The organism is Pseudomonas sp. PH1b (assembly GCF_000633395.1).
Classification (GTDB): Bacteria; Pseudomonadota; Gammaproteobacteria; order Pseudomonadales; family Pseudomonadaceae; genus Aquipseudomonas.
Genome location: NZ_AYMU01000029.1, coordinates 18,247 through 34,702, shown reverse-complemented (window position 1 = coordinate 34,702; position 16,456 = coordinate 18,247). Strand labels below are relative to the sequence as shown.

14 protein-coding genes are annotated in these 16,456 nt (G+C 65.1%); 5 read left to right on the top strand and 9 right to left on the bottom strand.

Features of this window, described 5'->3' with window-relative positions; genetic code table 11:
- Nucleotides 1-89 precede the first annotated feature (89 nt).
- From U873_RS0130070 to U873_RS0130060, 4 genes are read right to left on the bottom strand one after another with little or no spacing between them, the layout of a single operon-like run.
- Nucleotides 90-3,254, bottom strand: a complete 3,165-nt coding sequence (locus tag U873_RS0130070; protein WP_025131777.1) for an efflux RND transporter permease subunit — start codon at nt 3,252-3,254, stop codon at nt 90-92.
- Between the two features lie 43 nt (nt 3,255-3,297).
- Nucleotides 3,298-4,482, bottom strand: a complete 1,185-nt coding sequence (locus U873_RS0130065) for an efflux RND transporter periplasmic adaptor subunit (RefSeq protein ID WP_025131776.1) — start codon at nt 4,480-4,482, stop codon at nt 3,298-3,300.
- Nucleotides 4,483-4,499: 17 nt separating this feature from the next.
- Complete coding sequence (locus U873_RS35565) at nt 4,500-4,685, bottom strand: hypothetical protein (protein ID WP_081818730.1); 186 nt, start codon at nt 4,683-4,685, stop codon at nt 4,500-4,502.
- Nucleotides 4,682-5,932, bottom strand: a complete 1,251-nt coding sequence (locus tag U873_RS0130060) for a TolC family protein (protein WP_025131775.1) — start codon at nt 5,930-5,932, stop codon at nt 4,682-4,684. The genes U873_RS35565 and U873_RS0130060 overlap by 4 nt, the downstream gene beginning before the upstream one ends.
- A 398-nt stretch (nt 5,933-6,330) precedes the next feature.
- On the opposite strand from U873_RS0130060, the gene U873_RS0130050 reads away from it, so the two are divergent.
- Nucleotides 6,331-7,005 (top strand): heavy metal response regulator transcription factor, encoded by a 675-nt coding sequence (locus U873_RS0130050; RefSeq protein WP_025131774.1) that lies wholly within the window; start codon nt 6,331-6,333, stop codon nt 7,003-7,005.
- Between the two features lie 51 nt (nt 7,006-7,056).
- Here U873_RS0130050 and U873_RS0130045 read toward each other — a convergent pair whose 3' ends face one another.
- Complete coding sequence (locus U873_RS0130045; RefSeq protein WP_025131773.1) at nt 7,057-7,953, bottom strand: cation diffusion facilitator family transporter; 897 nt, start codon at nt 7,951-7,953, stop codon at nt 7,057-7,059.
- 317 nt (nt 7,954-8,270) lie between these two features.
- Here U873_RS0130045 and U873_RS0130035 point away from each other — a divergent pair, with 317 nt between their 5' ends.
- A complete protein-coding gene (locus U873_RS0130035; RefSeq protein WP_025131771.1) occupies nt 8,271-9,641 on the top strand; it encodes a gluconate:H+ symporter in 1,371 nt (456 codons plus the stop codon).
- 72 nt (nt 9,642-9,713) lie between these two features.
- A complete protein-coding gene (locus U873_RS0130030) occupies nt 9,714-10,130 on the top strand; it encodes a lysozyme inhibitor LprI family protein (RefSeq protein WP_025131770.1) in 417 nt (138 codons plus the stop codon).
- Nucleotides 10,131-10,193: 63 nt separating this feature from the next.
- On the opposite strand, the gene U873_RS0130025 is transcribed toward U873_RS0130030, so the two are convergent.
- Nucleotides 10,194-10,721: a hypothetical protein gene (locus U873_RS0130025; RefSeq protein ID WP_051586123.1), complete on the bottom strand. Its 528-nt coding sequence runs from the start codon at nt 10,719-10,721 to the stop codon at nt 10,194-10,196.
- 181 nt (nt 10,722-10,902) lie between these two features.
- Nucleotides 10,903-12,222 carry an MFS transporter gene (locus U873_RS0130020; RefSeq protein ID WP_025131768.1) on the bottom strand — a complete coding sequence of 440 codons (1,320 nt, stop codon included), beginning with the start codon at nt 12,220-12,222 and terminating at the stop codon, nt 10,903-10,905.
- Between the two features lie 174 nt (nt 12,223-12,396).
- On the opposite strand from U873_RS0130020, the gene panB reads away from it, so the two are divergent.
- Complete coding sequence (gene panB / locus U873_RS0130015) at nt 12,397-13,224, top strand: 3-methyl-2-oxobutanoate hydroxymethyltransferase (RefSeq protein WP_025131767.1); 828 nt, start codon at nt 12,397-12,399, stop codon at nt 13,222-13,224.
- On the opposite strand, the gene U873_RS0130010 is transcribed toward panB, so the two are convergent.
- Complete coding sequence (locus tag U873_RS0130010) at nt 13,212-14,600, bottom strand: PLP-dependent aminotransferase family protein (RefSeq protein WP_025131766.1); 1,389 nt, start codon at nt 14,598-14,600, stop codon at nt 13,212-13,214. The genes panB and U873_RS0130010 overlap by 13 nt on opposite strands.
- Nucleotides 14,601-14,604: 4 nt before the next feature.
- Nucleotides 14,605-14,838 carry a Pathogenicity locus gene (locus tag U873_RS0130005; protein ID WP_025131765.1) on the bottom strand — a complete coding sequence of 78 codons (234 nt, stop codon included), beginning with the start codon at nt 14,836-14,838 and terminating at the stop codon, nt 14,605-14,607.
- Nucleotides 14,839-14,952: 114 nt separating this feature from the next.
- On the opposite strand from U873_RS0130005, the gene U873_RS0130000 reads away from it, so the two are divergent.
- Complete coding sequence (locus U873_RS0130000) at nt 14,953-16,371, top strand: short-chain fatty acid transporter (protein WP_025131764.1); 1,419 nt, start codon at nt 14,953-14,955, stop codon at nt 16,369-16,371.
- The last annotated feature ends 85 nt before the right edge of the window (nt 16,372-16,456 follow it).

Sequence of the window (16,456 nt, the reverse complement as noted above, 5' to 3'; positions counted from 1 at the left end):
AGGCCAGGCCAGGCCGGGGCAAACAGCGGGGCAATAAAAAGCCCCGCCCCTGGATCACAGGGGCGGGGCCGGTTGAAGCCGAGCCAGCGTCAGTCGCTCAGCATGTCCTGCAGCTCCTGTTCTTCCTCCTTGCGATGAGCCCAGTAGTACAGGGCCGGCAACACCAGCAGGGTCAGGGCCGTGGAGGAGATGATGCCGCCAATCACCACGGTGGCCAGCGGTCGCTGTACCTCGGCGCCGGTGCCAGTGGCCAGGGCCATGGGAATGAAGCCCAGGGAAGCCACCAGCGCGGTCATCAGCACCGGGCGCAGACGGGTCAGCGCCCCCTCGTTGACCGCCACCGACAGCATCCGCCCTTCTTCACGCAGGTTGCGGATGAAGGCAATCATCACCAGGCCATTGAGCACCGCCACCCCTGACAGGGCGATGAACCCCACCCCCGCCGAGATCGACAAAGGAATGTCCCGCAGCCACAGGGCCATGATCCCGCCAGTGAGGGCGAAGGGAATGCCGGTGAACACCAGCAGGCCGTCCTTGAGGTTGTTGAACATCATGAACAGCAAGCCGAACACCAGCAGCAGCGCCACCGGCACCACGATCTCCAGGCGCTGGGAGGCTTCCTGCAACTGCTCGAACTGGCCGCCCCAGGTGATCCAGTAGCCACTCGGGATCTGCACCTGGTCAGCGATCGCTTGGGTGGCCTCCTCGACAAAGGAGCCCATGTCACGCCCCCGCACGTTGGCGCTGACGATCACCAGGCGCTTGCCGTTCTCGCGGCTGACCTGGGCCGGGCCGAGCACCAGGTCGACGCTGGCCACTTCCGACAGGGCAATGAAACCCAACTGGCCATTGCTGCTGCCCGCCGTGGCTGCCACCGGAATCAGCAACCGCGACAGCCCGTCGATATCGGTGCGCAGCTTGTCGGACATGCGCACCAGCATGTCGAAGCGACGGTCGCCCTCATACAGGATGCCGGCCTTGCGTCCACCGACGGCAATCGCCACGGCGTCCTGCACATCGCCGACGTTGAGGCCGAAACGCGCAGCCTTGTCGCGGTCGACATTCACCGTCAGCACCGGCAGGCCGGAGGTCTGCTGCACCTTCACTTCAGCGGCGCCATCGATCTTCTGCAAGGTCTGCGAGATCTCTTCAGCGGTCTTGTTCAGCACGTCCATGTCATCGCCGAAGACCTTCACTGCGACATCGCTGCGCACCCCGGAAATCAGCTCGTTGAAGCGCAGCTGGATCGGTTGCGACAGTTCATAGACGTTGCCCGGCAGGCTGTTACTGACCCGCTCGATATCGGCAATGATCGCCTCGCGCGACTTGCGCGGGTCCGGCCACTGGTCCTTGGGCTTGAGCATCAGGTAGGCATCGGAGATGTTCGGCGGCATCACGTCGGACGCGATCTCGGCGGTGCCGGTACGGGCGAACACCCGCTCGATTTCCGGCACCTGGGCCACCAGGGCCTTTTCCAGGGTCTTTTGCATCTCCACCGATTGGGTGAGGCTGGCATCGGGCACGCGCATCGCCTGCTGGGCGAAGTCGCCCTCGCTCAGGCTGGGAATGAATTCACTGCCCATGCGGCTGGCCACCAGGCCCGACAGGAGCACGCTGAGGAACGCCAGGCCAAAGGCCAGGGAGCGATGGCTCATGACCCAGTTGAGCACCGGCTCGTAACCACGCCGGGCACTGCGCATGACCAAGTTCTCTTCTTCCTTGACCTTGCCGGTGACGAACAGCGCAATGGCTGCCGGAACGAACGTCACCGAGAGAATCATCGCCCCCAGCAAGGCGATCACCACGGTGAAGGCCATCGGGTGGAACATCTTCCCGGCCACTCCGGACAAGGCAAAGATCGGCAGGTACACCACCATGATGATCAACTGCCCGTAGATCAGCGCACGCCGGGCTTCCTTAGCCGCGGCAAAGACTTCGTGCAGGCGTTCGGAGCGGGTCAGCATCCGCCCGTGGTGCTGCTGTGCATGGGCCAGGCGGCGGATGGCGTTCTCGACGATCACCACTGCGCCGTCGACGATGATCCCGAAATCCAGTGCCCCCAGGCTCATCAGGTTGGCGCTGACCTTGTTGGTGAACATCCCGGTAAAGGTGAACAGCATGGCCAGGGGGATCACCATCGCGGTGATCAGCGCTGCCCGGATATTGCCCAGGAACAGGAACAGGATGGCGATGACCAGCAACGCGCCTTCGATGAGGTTCTTCTTCACCGTGGCCACGGCCTTGTCCACCAGGTTGGTGCGGTCGTAGACGGTCACCGCCATCACGCCCTTGGGCAGCGAGCGGTTGATTTCCGCCAGCTTGGCGCCGACCACCTGGGACACCGTGCGGCTGTTTTCCCCCACCAGCATGAACACCGTGCCAAGCACCACTTCACGGCCGTTTTCGGTGGCCGCGCCGGTGCGCAGCTCACGGCCGATGTCCACGGTCGCCACGTTGCTGACACGGATCGAGGTGCCGTCCACGGTGTTGATCACGATGTTGGCGATGTCTTCGATGGACTTGACCTGGCCCGGCGCGCGAATCAGCAACTGCTGGCCGTTGCGCTCGATGTAGCCGGCGCCGACGTTGGCGTTGTTGCGCTCCAGGGCGGTCATCAGGTCGGTCAGGCTCAGGTTGTAGGCTGCCAGGCGCTTGGGGTCCGGGGCGATCTGGTAGACCTTGGCAAAACCGCCGATGGTGTTGATCTCAGCCACGCCCGGCACGTTGCGCAGTTGCGGGGCAATCACCCAGTCCTGGATCACCCGCAGGTCGGTCGGGGTGTAGGGCGTGCCGTCTTCCTTGAGTGCGCCCTCCTCGGCCTCCACGGTCCAGAAGAAGATCTCGCCCAGGCCGGTGGAGATCGGCCCCATGCTCGCCTCCACCCCTTCGGGCAATTGCTCGCGGGCCACTTGCAGGCGTTCGTTGACCAATTGGCGGGCGAAGTACAGGTCGGTGCCTTCCTTGAAGATCACCGTGACCTGGGACAGGCCCGAGCGTGAGGTCGAACGGGTCTGCTCCAGCCCCGGCAGGCCGGCCATCGCCACCTCCACCGGGTAGGTGATGCGCTGCTCGGTTTCCAGCGGCGAATAGCCGGGCATCGAGGCGTTGACCTGGACCTGGACGTTGGTGATGTCCGGCACCGCGTCGATCGGCAGTTTCTGGTAGCTGGCGATGCCCACCCCGGCCATCAGCAGCACCGCAAGCAGCACGATCAGGCGCTGCTCGATGGCGAATTGAATGATGCGTTCAAACATGGGAAGTCACTCTGTAGGTGAAGCCGCTCGGTAGTGCAGCGAATCAATGGCCGTGTTCGGCCGAGCCCTTGCCCAGTTCGGACTTGAGGATGAAGCTGCCGGTCGTGGCCACCTGGGCCCCGGCCTCCAGCCCTTGCTTGATTTCGACGAAGCCCGCCTCACTGCCCCCCAGCACCACCGGCGTGGCCTGGAAGCCTTCGGCGTTGCGCACGAACACCGAGGGTTTGTCTTCCACGGTCTGGATCGCGCTCTGCGGCACCACCACCTCGGCCTCATAGCTGTCGGTCGCCACCTGTACCGCGACAAACAGCCCCGGGCGCCAGGCATCGTCGGGGTTGGGCACCGTGACCCGCACCGTGGCGGTCCGGGTCTGCTCCCCCAGCAGGCTGCCGACATAGGCCACCCGCCCCTGTACCTGGGTGCCCAGTTCGGTGGAATGAACCAGCACCGGCTTGCCGACCTGGACCTTGTTCAAGTCCTTGGGGAACACACCGAACGTGACCCAGACCTGGGACAGGTCCGACAGGGTGAACGCCGCGCTGGTCTCGCTGACCACTTCGCCGACACTCAAGTGTTTTTCCACCACCACGCCGTCGAACGGCGCGCGCATTTCATAGCGATTGCCCCCCGCCAGCTGGGCGCTGCCACTCAGGGCGTTCATCTTCTGCCGGGCGTTGTTGAGGGCAATCTCCGCCTCTTGCAAGGATTGGCGAGCCAGCAGGTAGTCCTGCTCGGCGGAAATCTGGTCCTTCCACAACTGGCGCTCACGCTCGAAGGTGGTACGGGCCAGTTCGACCCGTCGACCGGCTGCGGCCAGCTCGCTGCGCAGGTCGGAAATCTGCTGGCTGGCGATGACCGCCAGCAGGTCGCCCTTCTTCACGCTCTGACCGAGGTTGGCTTGCACCGTCTCCACCACCCCGGCGGCCCGCGGCACGATGTGCGAGGTGCGGTCTTCGTCGAAACGGATTTCTCCCGGCAGGCTGATCAGCCGGCTGATTGCCCGGGGACCGGCTGCGGCCAACTCGATCCCGGCGCTCTTGATCTGCTCGGCACTGAGTTCCAGGTGACCTTCCGGTTCTTCCTCGGCATGCCCGGCCTGCTCGGGGGCGGCGGAAGCCTGGATGCTGGCGGGGGCCGGATTGGCAAACAGGTCCGGTAGCAGCAAGGCCGCCAGGCCCAGGCCGGCCACTGCCGTGATGGCCACAACGAGGCTGCGTTTTTTGTCCATGGGTGCTCCTGAAGGAATCAAGGGTCGGCGGCGCCAGGCGCAGCCTCATGAGGTAGACGGAAAAAGAATTCGCCAAGGGCCCGGTGCCACTCGTGCACGCACCAGTGCCGGGGCGGTTCGTCGCCGGGCACTGGCGGCGCGCCGTTGCGGTCGCCGAGCAGCAACGCGGCGATGCACGCCAGGCCAAACAGCCAGGCTTTCACCAACGGCGCAGATCCCCGTAGATACGTTCGATCCGCACCCAGGCGTCAGTGGTTTGCGCCACCGCGGCAAGGTACTGGCTGCGCGCGTTGATCAGCGTGCGCTGGGCATCGAGGACATCGATGAAACTGAACTTGCCCATCTCGAACCCGCGGGTGGCGCTGTCCACTGCAGTTTGAGCACCGGGCAGGATGGTCTGGTTGAATGACAGCACCTCACCCCGGGCGGTGTTCCATTGCTCCAGGGCCTGGCGGGTTTCAGTGCGCAGGCGCAACTCGGTGGCGTTGCGCAGGTCTCGGGCCTGATCGGCCCGCCGGGCGGCGGACAGCACATTGCCCTGGTTGCGGTTGAACAGCGGCAAGGGCATCGACACCCCCACCAAGTTGATCCGCTCACGGGTGCTGGCGTCGTACTGACTGCCGAAGCTGACATCCAGATCGGGAATCCGCTGGGCCTTTTCCAGCCCCAGGGAAGCCTCGCGCTGCACGATCTCCTGCTCCGCCAGGCGCAGCTCCGGGGTTTGCGGCAGGCGATCCAGCAACTGCGCCGACGCCGGCACCGAGGCCACTATCAGCGACTGCTCCTGCACCGAGGCAAAGTCCGTGGTCGCGGTGCCTGTAACCATGGCCAGGCGCCGATAGGCATTGTCCTGCTCCATCTGCCCACGGCTCAGTTCCAGGCGCACCTCGGCCAACTGCACCTGGGCCCGCGTGGCTTCCACCGGCGAGGCCTTGCCCGCGTTGACCCGGCCCTGGGCCACACTGACCCCGCGTTCGGCCAGAGCCAGGGAACGCCCGGCCAGCTGGGTACGCTCCTGGGCCCGCTGGGCCGAGGAATAAGCCTCCAGGACATCGGCCCGCAGCTGGTTGCGCCGACGCTCCAGTTCCAGGGCGGCCAGCTCCTGGCCGCGACTGGCCACCTCGACCCGGGCGCCACGCTTGCCCCCCAGTTCCAGGGCCTGGCTGAGCTTGATCGAGGTGGTGCGCGAATCGCGCCGGGTGTCCTCGGCGTCCACCGAGAGCACCGGGTTGGGAATCAATCCGGCCTGCTGGCGGGCCCCCTGGGCGATATCGATTTCCCAGGCGGCAGCGGCCAGTTCGGGGTTGTTGGCCAAGGCCTGGGCCAGGGCCGTGTCGAGGCTCAATGAGGTGGGTTCAGCGGCGCGCAAAGGCTGGCTCGCCAGGGCCAGCAAAAGCATCAAGGCGCAGCTCCGGGCGGCCCGGAGCGGTGTTCTCGGGAAAGTCGACATAACAGGTTCCGGCCCCTACAAAGGCAAGGTTTCTGCGAAGGCGCGGCGGAACCTATCGATACTTGTTGAAATGCACTTCAACAACCCAGCCTGACCGATATGAAACTGCCACATCCCGCTTATTCAAAGGGAGAGTTTCAATATCGGCCAACTTTAACTTTCACTCCTTATCAACAGGGTGGCGCAAAGATTACAAATCCGTTAGCAAAGGCTCTGGATCAAGGTTCTGTATTAACATCACGGCCTTCAAACAGCGTTCACGGGGTTATTTCAATAACACTTCGACGCGCAATATAAACATCAACAAAACGATAAGCCGGCCAACTTCACGACTACTGAGATAGTTATTCACAGGGTGCAGTGCCGACTGCCCTTTATCCTCCGAGAGTCTCATCAACATGCGTATTCTGGTCATCGAAGACGAACTCAAGACCGCCGACTACCTGCATCAGGGGTTGACTGAAAGCGGCTATGTAGTGGACTGCGCCAACACCGGCGCGGACGGTCTGCACCTGACGCGCCAGCATGCCTATGACCTGGTGATCCTCGACGTCAACCTGCCGCAGATCGACGGCTGGGGAGTGCTGTGCCAGATCCGCGAGAACAGCAACACCCGGGTCATGATGCTCACCGCCCAGGGGCGGCTGGCCGACAAGATCAGGGGCCTGGACCTGGGCGCCGACGACTACCTGGTCAAGCCTTTCGAGTTCCCCGAACTGCTGGCCCGGATCCGCACCCTGATGCGCCGCAGCGAGCAGGCGCCGGTACCGGACGTGCTGCGGGTGGCCGACCTGGAGCTGGACCAGGGCCGGCACCGGGCGTTTCGTGGCAAGCGTCGCATTGACCTGACCACCAAGGAGTTCGCCCTGCTGCACTTGCTGATGCGCCAGAGTGGCGTGGTGCTGTCTCGCACCCAGATCATCTCCTTTGTCTGGGACATGAATTTCGACTGCGACACCAACGTGGTGGAGGTGTCGATCCGCCGCTTGCGAGCCAAGATCGACGACCCGTTCGAGACCAAGCTGATCCATACCTTGCGCGGCGTCGGCTACGTGCTCGAAGAGCGCGACTGAGGGCCCGGGCCCGCTGCAGCGAACCTGCCCGGAAGCAGACCGGCATCGGGCTCAATGCTCGGGCAACTGCTGGTGAAATCCCGCCTGCTCCACCTGCAAGGTGACGTGGGCGATCTCGAACCGCTCCTGCAGCAACTCGCTGACCTGCGCCAGGATCGCTTGCTCGTCACGCCCCTCCAACTGTGCCACCAGGTGTGCACTGAGCACGTTCTTGCCACTGGTCAGGGCCCAGATGTGCAGGTCATGCACCTCGCTGACCCCAGGCACTGCGCGCATGGCCTGCTCCACCTGATCGATGTCGATCCCGTCCGGCACCCCTTGCAGCAACACGTTCATGCTTTCCTTGAGCAGGGTCCAGGTCCGGGGCAAGACCCAGAAGCCAATGGCCGCGGCCACCAGGGAATCGACCCAGCCCCAGCCGGTGAACATGATCACCAGCGCGGCGATGATCACCCCCAACGAGCCGAGCATGTCGCTCCAGACCTCCAGGTACGCGCCCTTGACGTTGAGGCTTTCCGTGCTGGCCGAGGCCAGCAGGCGCATGGAGATCAGGTTGACGATCAACCCCAGCACCGCGATCACCAGCATGCCCATGGACTGGATCTCGGCCGGTGCCTGCAGCCGTTGCCAGGCCTCGTAGAGGATGTAGAACGCCACCACGAACAACAGCAAGGCGTTGAACGCGGCGGCGAGGATTTCAAAGCGGGCATAGCCGAAGGTGCGCTTGCGGTCGGCCGAACGCTTGGCCACCTGGATCGCCACCAGGGAAATGGCCAGTGCCAGCGTGTCGGTGAGCATGTGCGCGGCATCCGACAGCAGCGCCAGGCTGCCGGTGACAAAGGCGCCGATGACCTCGGCGATCATGAAACTGCCGGTCAACCCCAGGGCCAGCCACAACTTGCGTTCATGCCCGGCCCGTACCTCGCCATGACTGTGTCCTGCGCCCATGGAACAACCTCCGCTGACCGAAAACCTGATGATAGTTCGATTGCCCTTCGCGTCTGCCCTGGATAAGCAGATTGTCATCGGCCCGCCATCCGGCGGTTATCTGTGCTGGAGTTTCCCGGGCCGGTTGATCGCGGTGCGGTGGCAACAGCAGAGGGCTGAGCCCGAACCACAGGGGGAAATCAGCTGGCGGGATCGTTAGCAGGCTACTTAATGCACCAAAAACGGGCAAAGGCCCTCTGTATCGGGCACCTCAGGTATGCTCCGAAAAAGTGAAACAAAACGTAACAAAGAAAAATAGCCGATTGAGGAGCCCTGCCTTGGAAGTATCGACTGTCGCCTGGATGGTGCATGACACCCGCCTGATCCTCTGCTGCCTGCTGGCCATTGCCAGCATCATCGTGCTGATCAGCGCCACCAAACTGCCGCCCTTCCTGTCGATCCTGATCGGCACCTTCATCGCCGGGGTTGGCGCCGGCCTGCCGCCGGAAGAGGTGGCCAAGGCCTTCAGCAAGGGCGCCGGGGCGATTCTCGGCGAAGCCGGAATCATCATCGCTCTGGGCTCGATGCTCGGTGCGCTGATGGCCGAGTCCGGCGCCGCCGACCGCATCGCCTCCACCCTGCTGGGGCTGGGCAAGGGCAAATCGCTGCCCTGGGTCATGGCCCTGGTGGCGATGGTCATCGGCCTGCCGCTGTTCTTCGAAGTGGGGCTGGTGATGATGGTGCCGATCATCTTCGTCATGGCCCGTCGCTCGGGCCTGCCCCTGCTGAAAATCGCCATCCCGGCCCTGGCCGGGATGACCACCCTGCACGCCCTGATGCCACCGCACCCGGGGCCGCTGATTGCGGTCAGCGCCCTGCACGCCGACCTTGGCCTGACCATGCTGCTGGGGTTCAGCATCGCCGTACCCGCGGTGATCCTGGCCGGCCCGCTGTATGGCAACTGGCTGTCCAAACGGATGCAGGTGGAGGAACCGGCAGAGCTTGGCGCCCTGTTCAGTGCCCCACCCAAGGCACCGCGCCAGCCGAGCTTCGCGGTGTCGCTGCTGATCATCCTGCTGCCGGTGCTGCTGATGCTCGGCAGCACCCTGGCCAAGGTGGCCATGAGCCCGGAAAACACCCTGGCCCTGACCCTGAGGTTTCTCGGCGAGCCGTTGATCGCCCTGGGCATCGCGGTGATCGCTGCGGTGATCTGCCTGGGCTGGGCCAATGGCATGGCCCGGGACCAGGTGGGCGGCACCTTGCGCAAGAGCCTGGCGCCAATTGCCGTGCTGCTGCTGACCATCGGTGCCGGTGGCGGGCTCAAGCAGACCCTGCTGGACGCCGGGGTCAGCCAGACCATCAGCAAGGTCGCTGAAGGTGCGCACCTGCCCTATATCCTCCTGGCCTGGCTGATTGCCGTGGCCCTGCGCCAGGCCACCGGCTCGGCGACAGTGGCCACCACCACGACCGCGGGTATCCTGGCGCCGATGATGGCCGGGCTGGCGGCCACCCAGAGCTCCCTGGTGGCCCTGGCCATTGGCGCAGGCTCGGTGTTCTTCTGCCATGTGAACGATGCCGGGTTCTGGATGGTGCGTGAGTACTTCGGCCTGCAGCTCAAGCAGACGCTCTGGGTCTGGTCGGTGCTGCAAAGTATCGTCTCGCTGGTGGGCCTGGCGGGTACTTTGCTGCTCTGGCACTGGCTGCAGTGAGCACGTCTGCTCTTTTGCATCGGCGGTGGCGCTGTAGAATGCGCGCTTCATTCTCAGCGCGAAGGGACCGTCATGCATCATCAGCCCTGGATCTTCGGCCTTGTGACTGCCCTGTTGCTCGGGGTCGGCGGCTGGACATCCGCTCAGGCCGCCTCGCTGGACTGTACCCAGATCAGCGTCAGTGAACAGGTCGACCGCTGCGCCCAGCAAGACAAGGAGCGCGCCGACGCGGCCCTCAACCAGAGCTACCAGGCACTGCTGGAACGGGTCCACAACCTCTACCCCAGCAGCCTGTTGCAGGAGCAGGAATACCTCGGCAAGTTGAAGAACGCCCAGCGCGCCTGGATCAAGTACCGCGACAGCACCTGCGTGCTGGAGGCCTTCGAGGTAGAACCGGGCAAGCCGGCCCATGCGACCCTGATCAACCTCTGCGTGACCCGCCTGAGCAACGAGCGGACCCACTACCTGGATCAGCTACTGGCCCAGTAGCCACGCGCTCCCGGGGCCTGCGCCCACCGGCGGGCGCAGGCACCATCCGCAGAGCGCCTGCGCTCATGACTGGCGCCGTCGACACGCCAGCTCCTGCAGGCGGTTCTTCAGGAACCAAAGCACTACGCAAGCGAGGCTGGCGAGCCAGGCAAACCCCAACATGCCCAGGGACGACTGGCTCTGGCGCAGACGCTCCTGGCACTGCTCGGCACTGGAGCATTGTGCCGAGCACCACGGCTGAGCGTCCCGTGAGCACTGCAGCAGATACCCCCGCAGGTGACTGAACACCAGGGTCTGGCCAGGCAGCTGGGAGAGCGGCACTTGCAGTTGGGTCAGCTCACGGACCAGGCGCAGACGCTGGCGCTCACCGCTGTCCGGATCCTCGACCAGCAGCGCGCCGGTCTCCACCGCGACAACCCGGGCCCTGAGGCTGTCGAGGCTGGCGCCTTCCAGACCGTAGTCCAGCCCATTGCAGGTCCAGGCTTCGATCAGGGCGAAGGCCAGCCCCACGGCAAAGCTCACCAGGGCCACTTGCAACAGTGGCCCCAGGCTGGAGAAATTTCGCAAGGAACACAGCGTCGAACGAATCAAGACAGCTCCCGCAACCCCCTGCGCGAGTCGCGCATTCCGGGAGAGTAGCGGGAAAAACACTCAGGGCTGAAGGTGAATTTTCAACCCGATTTCAGGCTGGATTCAGACACTCCGTGGCGAAGGCTCTAGCTCGCTGCTTCGCCTGATCGCCACTGTTTACCGGGGTTTACCACCCCCCCCCTCAACGGCACCAGCTTTCCTGCGTCGGGGCCGGCTGGTCCTCGCCCACACGCCCACCGAAGTAGGCGGCACTGGCCACCCCCACCGCGCCCATCACCGCGCAATAGATCACGCAGATCCACGGGCTCCAGGGCATCAAGGCGATCAGCAGCAACGGCGTGGTGCTGGCCCACAGGGCATAGGCGATGTTGTAGGTGAAGGAAATGCCCGACACCCGGATCCGCGCCGGGAACAGGCTGACCATCACCGACGGCACCGCCCCCACCACGCCGCAGCCCAGGCCGGCGATGGCGTAGGCCAGGCCGATCCAGTCACCGCCGTTGATCAGGCAGCCATAGAGCACGGCAATGCCCAGGGGCAGCAGCAGGCTGTAGAGCATTACCGTGCGCCAGGCGCCGAGGCGGTCGACGATCAGCCCCGCCAGCACACAGCCGATATTCAGGAAAACGATCCCCAGGCTGCTCAGGGCAAAGGTATGGCTGGCGCTCATGCCGAAGCTTTTCTGCATCATGGTCGGGGTGATGACCACGAACACCACCACCGCCGAGGTCAGTACGCAAGTGAGGATCAAGGCCGGCAGGATCGCCAGCCGGTGCTCGCGCAGCACCGTGCGCAGGGGCAGCTCAGCGGCGCTGTCGCGCTGGTTCTGCAGGGCCACGAACACCGGGGTCTCGCTCAGCCAGCGACGCAACCAGACACCGATCACGCCGAACACGCCCCCCAGCAGGAAGGGGTAGCGCCAGGCGTAGTCGAGGATTTCCTCCGGGCTGAAGACCCGCGCCAGCAAGGTCGCGGTCAGGGCGCCGAGCAAGTAGCCGAAGGTCAGCCCGGCCTGGAGAAAGCCCAGGGCATAACCGCGATGGGCCCGTGGCGCATGCTCGGCGACAAACACCCAGGCGCTGGGCACTTCGCCGCCGACCGCGGCGCCTTGCAGCACCCGCAGCGCCAGCAACAGCAGGGGCGCGAAATAACCGATCTGGGCATAGGTGGGCATGATCCCGATCAGCAGACAGGGCAGCGCCATCATCAGGATGCTCAGGCTGAAGACCTTCTTGCGCCCCAGGCGGTCGGCGAAGTGGGCCATGAGGATTCCGCCCAGGGGCCGGGCCAGGTAGCCGGTGACAAAGATCCCGAAGCTTTGCAGCAGGCGCAGCCACTCGGGCATTTCCGGGGGAAAGAACAGCTGGCTCAGGGTCAGGGCGAAGAATACGAAGATGATGAAATCGTAGATTTCCAGGGCTCCGCCCAGGGCGGCCAGGCCCAGGGTCTTGTAGTCGGAGCGGGAAAAACGCGCCGGCGACGATGCTGTGGAGGGGGTCATAAAGGCAACTCAATGGCAGCACAAAGCAAAGGCGCCATGGTCTACGCAAAAGATCCCTGGAACAACCCGTTCACCGCCCTGGGTCGGTTTTCTGTGGTTTTCTGTGCATTGAATGCCCGGGCGCCAGGCCAATAATCAGGCACTTTCCAACCCAGCAGAACCAGGAAAGTCATCATGAGCATTCACTCCCGCACCCGCCGCCTGAGCGTCCCGCAACTGGTGGCCATGAAAGGCCGGCAGAAGATCGTCTCCCTCACCGCCTACACCAGCCACATGGCACGGCTGATGGACCCCTTCGTCGACTTCATCCTGATCGGGGATTCCACTGCCATGGTCGGCTATGGCCGCACCTCGACCCTGGACATGAGCCTGGCGGAAATCATCGCCCATACCCGGGCCGTGGTGGCCGGCAGCCGTCTGGCCTGCGTGATCGCCGACATGCCCTTTGGCAGCTACCAGGAGTCGCCGCAGCAGGCCTACCGCAATTGCGCCGAAGTCATGGCCCGCAGCGGCTGTGACGCCCTCAAGCTGGAGGGCGGCCGGGCCCTGGCGCCCACGGTGGAGTTCCTGGTGCAACGGGGCATCCCGGTAATGGCCCATATCGGCCTGATGCCGCAGTACGTCAACCAGATGGGCGGGTTCAAGGCCCAGGGGCTCGACGACGAGGCTGCGCGCAAGATCGAGGACGATGCCCGTGCCCACCTCGACGCCGGCGCCTTCAGCCTGTTGCTGGAAGGGGTGGCGCAAGGCCTGGCGCGGCGCATCAGCGACTTCTCGCCAATGCCGACCATCGGCATCGGCGCATCCCCGGCCTGCGACGGCCAGGTGCTGGTGACCGAGGACCTGCTGGGGCTGGGCGGGCCCCAGGTGCCGCGCTTCGTCAAGCAGTACGCGGATGCCGGGGCGCTGATCAGCCAGGCGTGCGAACGCTTTGCCGCAGAGGTGCGCGACGGCGTCTTCCCCGAAGCGCGGCATTGCTACGGGATGCCTCAGGAAGGCTGATCGAGCGCCTGGGCCAACTGGTGAATGGCGCCGGCAATATCCCGGCTCCAGTCGAGGGTGAAACTCAGGCGCAGGTGCTGTGACCACAAGCCTTGCTGGCTGAAGATCTGCCCCGGGGCAATGACAATGCCCTGGGCCAGCAGCCGCTCATACACCCGGACCATGGCCACCGGCCGCTGCGCCTCGACCCACAGGGTGGCGCCGCCCGCGGCGGGCACTGCCTGCAGCGGCTGGCCGGGCAGCTCATCCAGCAGGGCCAGCATCTGGCCCATGCGCTGCTGCAGCATGCCCCGCAGCTTGAGCAGGTGCTGATCAAGCCGCCCGGAGCTGAACAGGCGGGCCACGGCCTTCTGGCGAATCGGTGAGAGGCGGAACCTGCGCTCGAGAAACTGCCGATGCAACGGGGCCCCCAGATTGCGGCACAGCACATAGCTCAAGGGCGCTTCGGCGCCGATGGCCTTGTCCAGGCTGGAGAACACCAGCAACCGCTCGGGGTCGGCGAAATCCCGGTAGCGGGTGGCATCGGGCACAAAGCTGAATTCGCCGTAACTGTCATTTTCCAGCAACCAGATCCCGTGCTCGGCGAACCAATGGCACAACTGCTGTTTGTCGGCGGCGGGCATCAGGCTGCCATGGGGGATGCTCACCGTCGAGGACAGCACTGCCAGGCGCACCGGTTGCTGCTTGAGCAGCGCTCGGACCTGCTGCAGGTCGAAACGTCCGGCGGCATCGATGGGCAGCTCGATGATCCGCAGGCGCGCCGCCCGCAACTGGCGCAGGATCGCCCAGGAACACGGAGACTCCACCAGCGCCACGGCCCCGGCCAGGTCCAGGGCCTGCAGCGACAACTCCACCACGCTGCGCAGATCGGGCCCCAGGTAGACCTGGTCGGCCTGCCAGTAATCATCCGTGGAACGGGTGTAGCGCCGGGCCAGTTCGCTGCGCAGTTCCGGCTCGCCGAACGGCTGGTACAGCGGCGCCTGGGTGCGCGGGTATTGCCGGGCCAGCTCGCGCTCGGTCATCAGCAGCGGCTGCTCCAGGGACAGCAGCATGGCCGGCGCATCGCTGCACAAGGCCAGGCGGCCGGGCTGGCGGGCATGGGCATAGAGGTCGTCGAGCAAGGAACGGCCCGTGTCGGCCAGGGGCACGGCCGGCGCCACCCGGGTGAAATAGCCCTGCCGAGGCCGGGAATGGATGCGCCCTTCGTCTTCGAGCAGGGCGTAGGCGTACTTGGTGGTGGACAGGGACACATCGAGACGCTGCGCCAGCTCGCGCAGCGACGGCAGGCGTTGCTCCTCGCCGGGCCCGGCGTTGTCGATCCACTGCAGCAGATAGCGATACACCGCCTGATAAGCGAAGCCGTGCCCAGCAGCCACTGCCTCAGTTGCCCTTGGCCATGGCGATCGCGGCCTGGATCGCGCCGCGGGCCTGGGGGCTGTTCTTCCAGCAGCTGGAACCCAGCAGCGCCGAGGCCTGGGTGACGATGTCCAGGGCATCGGCGCCCGCCAACTGCGCCAGCGAGTGGATGCCCAGTTGCTCCAGCCGGCCCACCACAGTTGGGCCGACACCCTTGACCTTGAGCAGCGCGGCGCGTTCTTCAGGGGAAAATGACATGGGTGTTCAGTCCTTTGCAGTCCGTGGCAATTGCCGCATTCTTGCACAGTTCTCGGCCGCCTCTGCCAGGGGCGGCCGACCTCCTTATAAACATAAGAAACTCGAGGTATCCACGTGGCCGCTGATATTCAAGATAGCCGCTCCGCCCGCTTCGCCCTGCGCTGCTCGAACTGGGCCGAACGCTGGTTTCCCGACTCCTGGGTGTTCGCCGCGCTGGCGGTGATCATCGTCGCCCTGGCCACCCTGGCCATGGGCGCCAAGCCCACCGACGCCGCCATGGCGTTTGGCGACGGCTTCTGGAGCCTGATCCCCTTCACCATGCAGATGGCCTTCGTGGTCATCGGCGGTTACGTGGTGGCCAGCTCACCGCCGGCGGTGAAGCTGATCGACAAACTGGCGCGCATCCCCAGGAACGGCCGCTCGGCGGTGGCCTGGGTGGCGCTGATCTCCATGGTCGCCTCCCTGCTCAACTGGGGCCTGTCCCTGGTGTTCGGCGGCCTGCTGGTACGGGCCCTGGCCCGGCGCACCGAGTTGCGCATGGATTACCGCGCCGCCGGTGCCGCCGCCTACCTGGGACTCGGCGCCGTCTGGGCCCTGGGCCTGTCATCGTCCGCCGCGCAACTGCAAGCCAACCCCGGCAGCCTGCCGCCGTCGATCCTGGCCATTACCGGGGTGATTCCCTTCACCCAGACCATCTTCCTCTGGCAGTCAGGGGTCCTGTTGCTGGCCCTGGTCCTGGTGTCGCTGGCAGTGGCCTATGCCACCGCACCCGGGCCCAGCAGCGCCCGTGATGCCCAGGCCTGCGGTGTCGATCCGAGTTTCAGCATGCCCAAGCCGCAACCCCGCACCCGCCCCGGCGAGTGGCTGGAGTACAGCCCGCTGCTGACCCTGCTGCTGGCGCTGCTGGCCGCCGGCTGGCTGTATCACGAGTTCGCCACCAAGCCGGCGATCACCGCGATCTCCGGGCTCAACACCTACAACTTCCTGTTCCTGATGGCCGGTGCCCTGCTGCACTGGCGCCCGCGCAGTTTCCTCGATGCAGTGGCCCGGGCCGTACCCACCACCACCGGCGTGCTGATCCAGTTCCCGCTGTACGGCTCCATCGCCGCGCTGATGACCGTGGTCAAGGGCGTGGATGGCCAGACCCTGGCCCATCACATTTCGACCTTCTTCGTGCAGATCGCTTCCCACGACACCTATGCCCTGCTGATGGGGGTGTATTCGGCGGTGCTGGGGTTCTTCATTCCGTCCGGTGGCGGCAAGTGGATCATCGAGGCGCCCTACGTGATGCAGGTGGCCAATGACCTGCAGTACCACCTGGGCTGGGCGGTGCAGATCTACAACGCTGCCGAGGCCCTGCCGAACCTGATCAATCCGTTCTACATGCTGCCGTTGCTCGGGGTACTGGGCCTGAAGGCGCGGGACCTGATCGGTTTCTCCTTCGTCCAGTTGCTGGTGCATGCCCCCTTGGTGCTGGTGCTGCTCTGGGCCCTGGGCACCACCCTGGCGTACCTGCCCCCGGTGATTCCCTGAGGTACCCGCAGGCCCGCTTCCGGCTGCGGTCGCGGGCCTGTGATTAACGCTTATCTGCTGAAATTTCAGAGATTTCCCCGCTCAA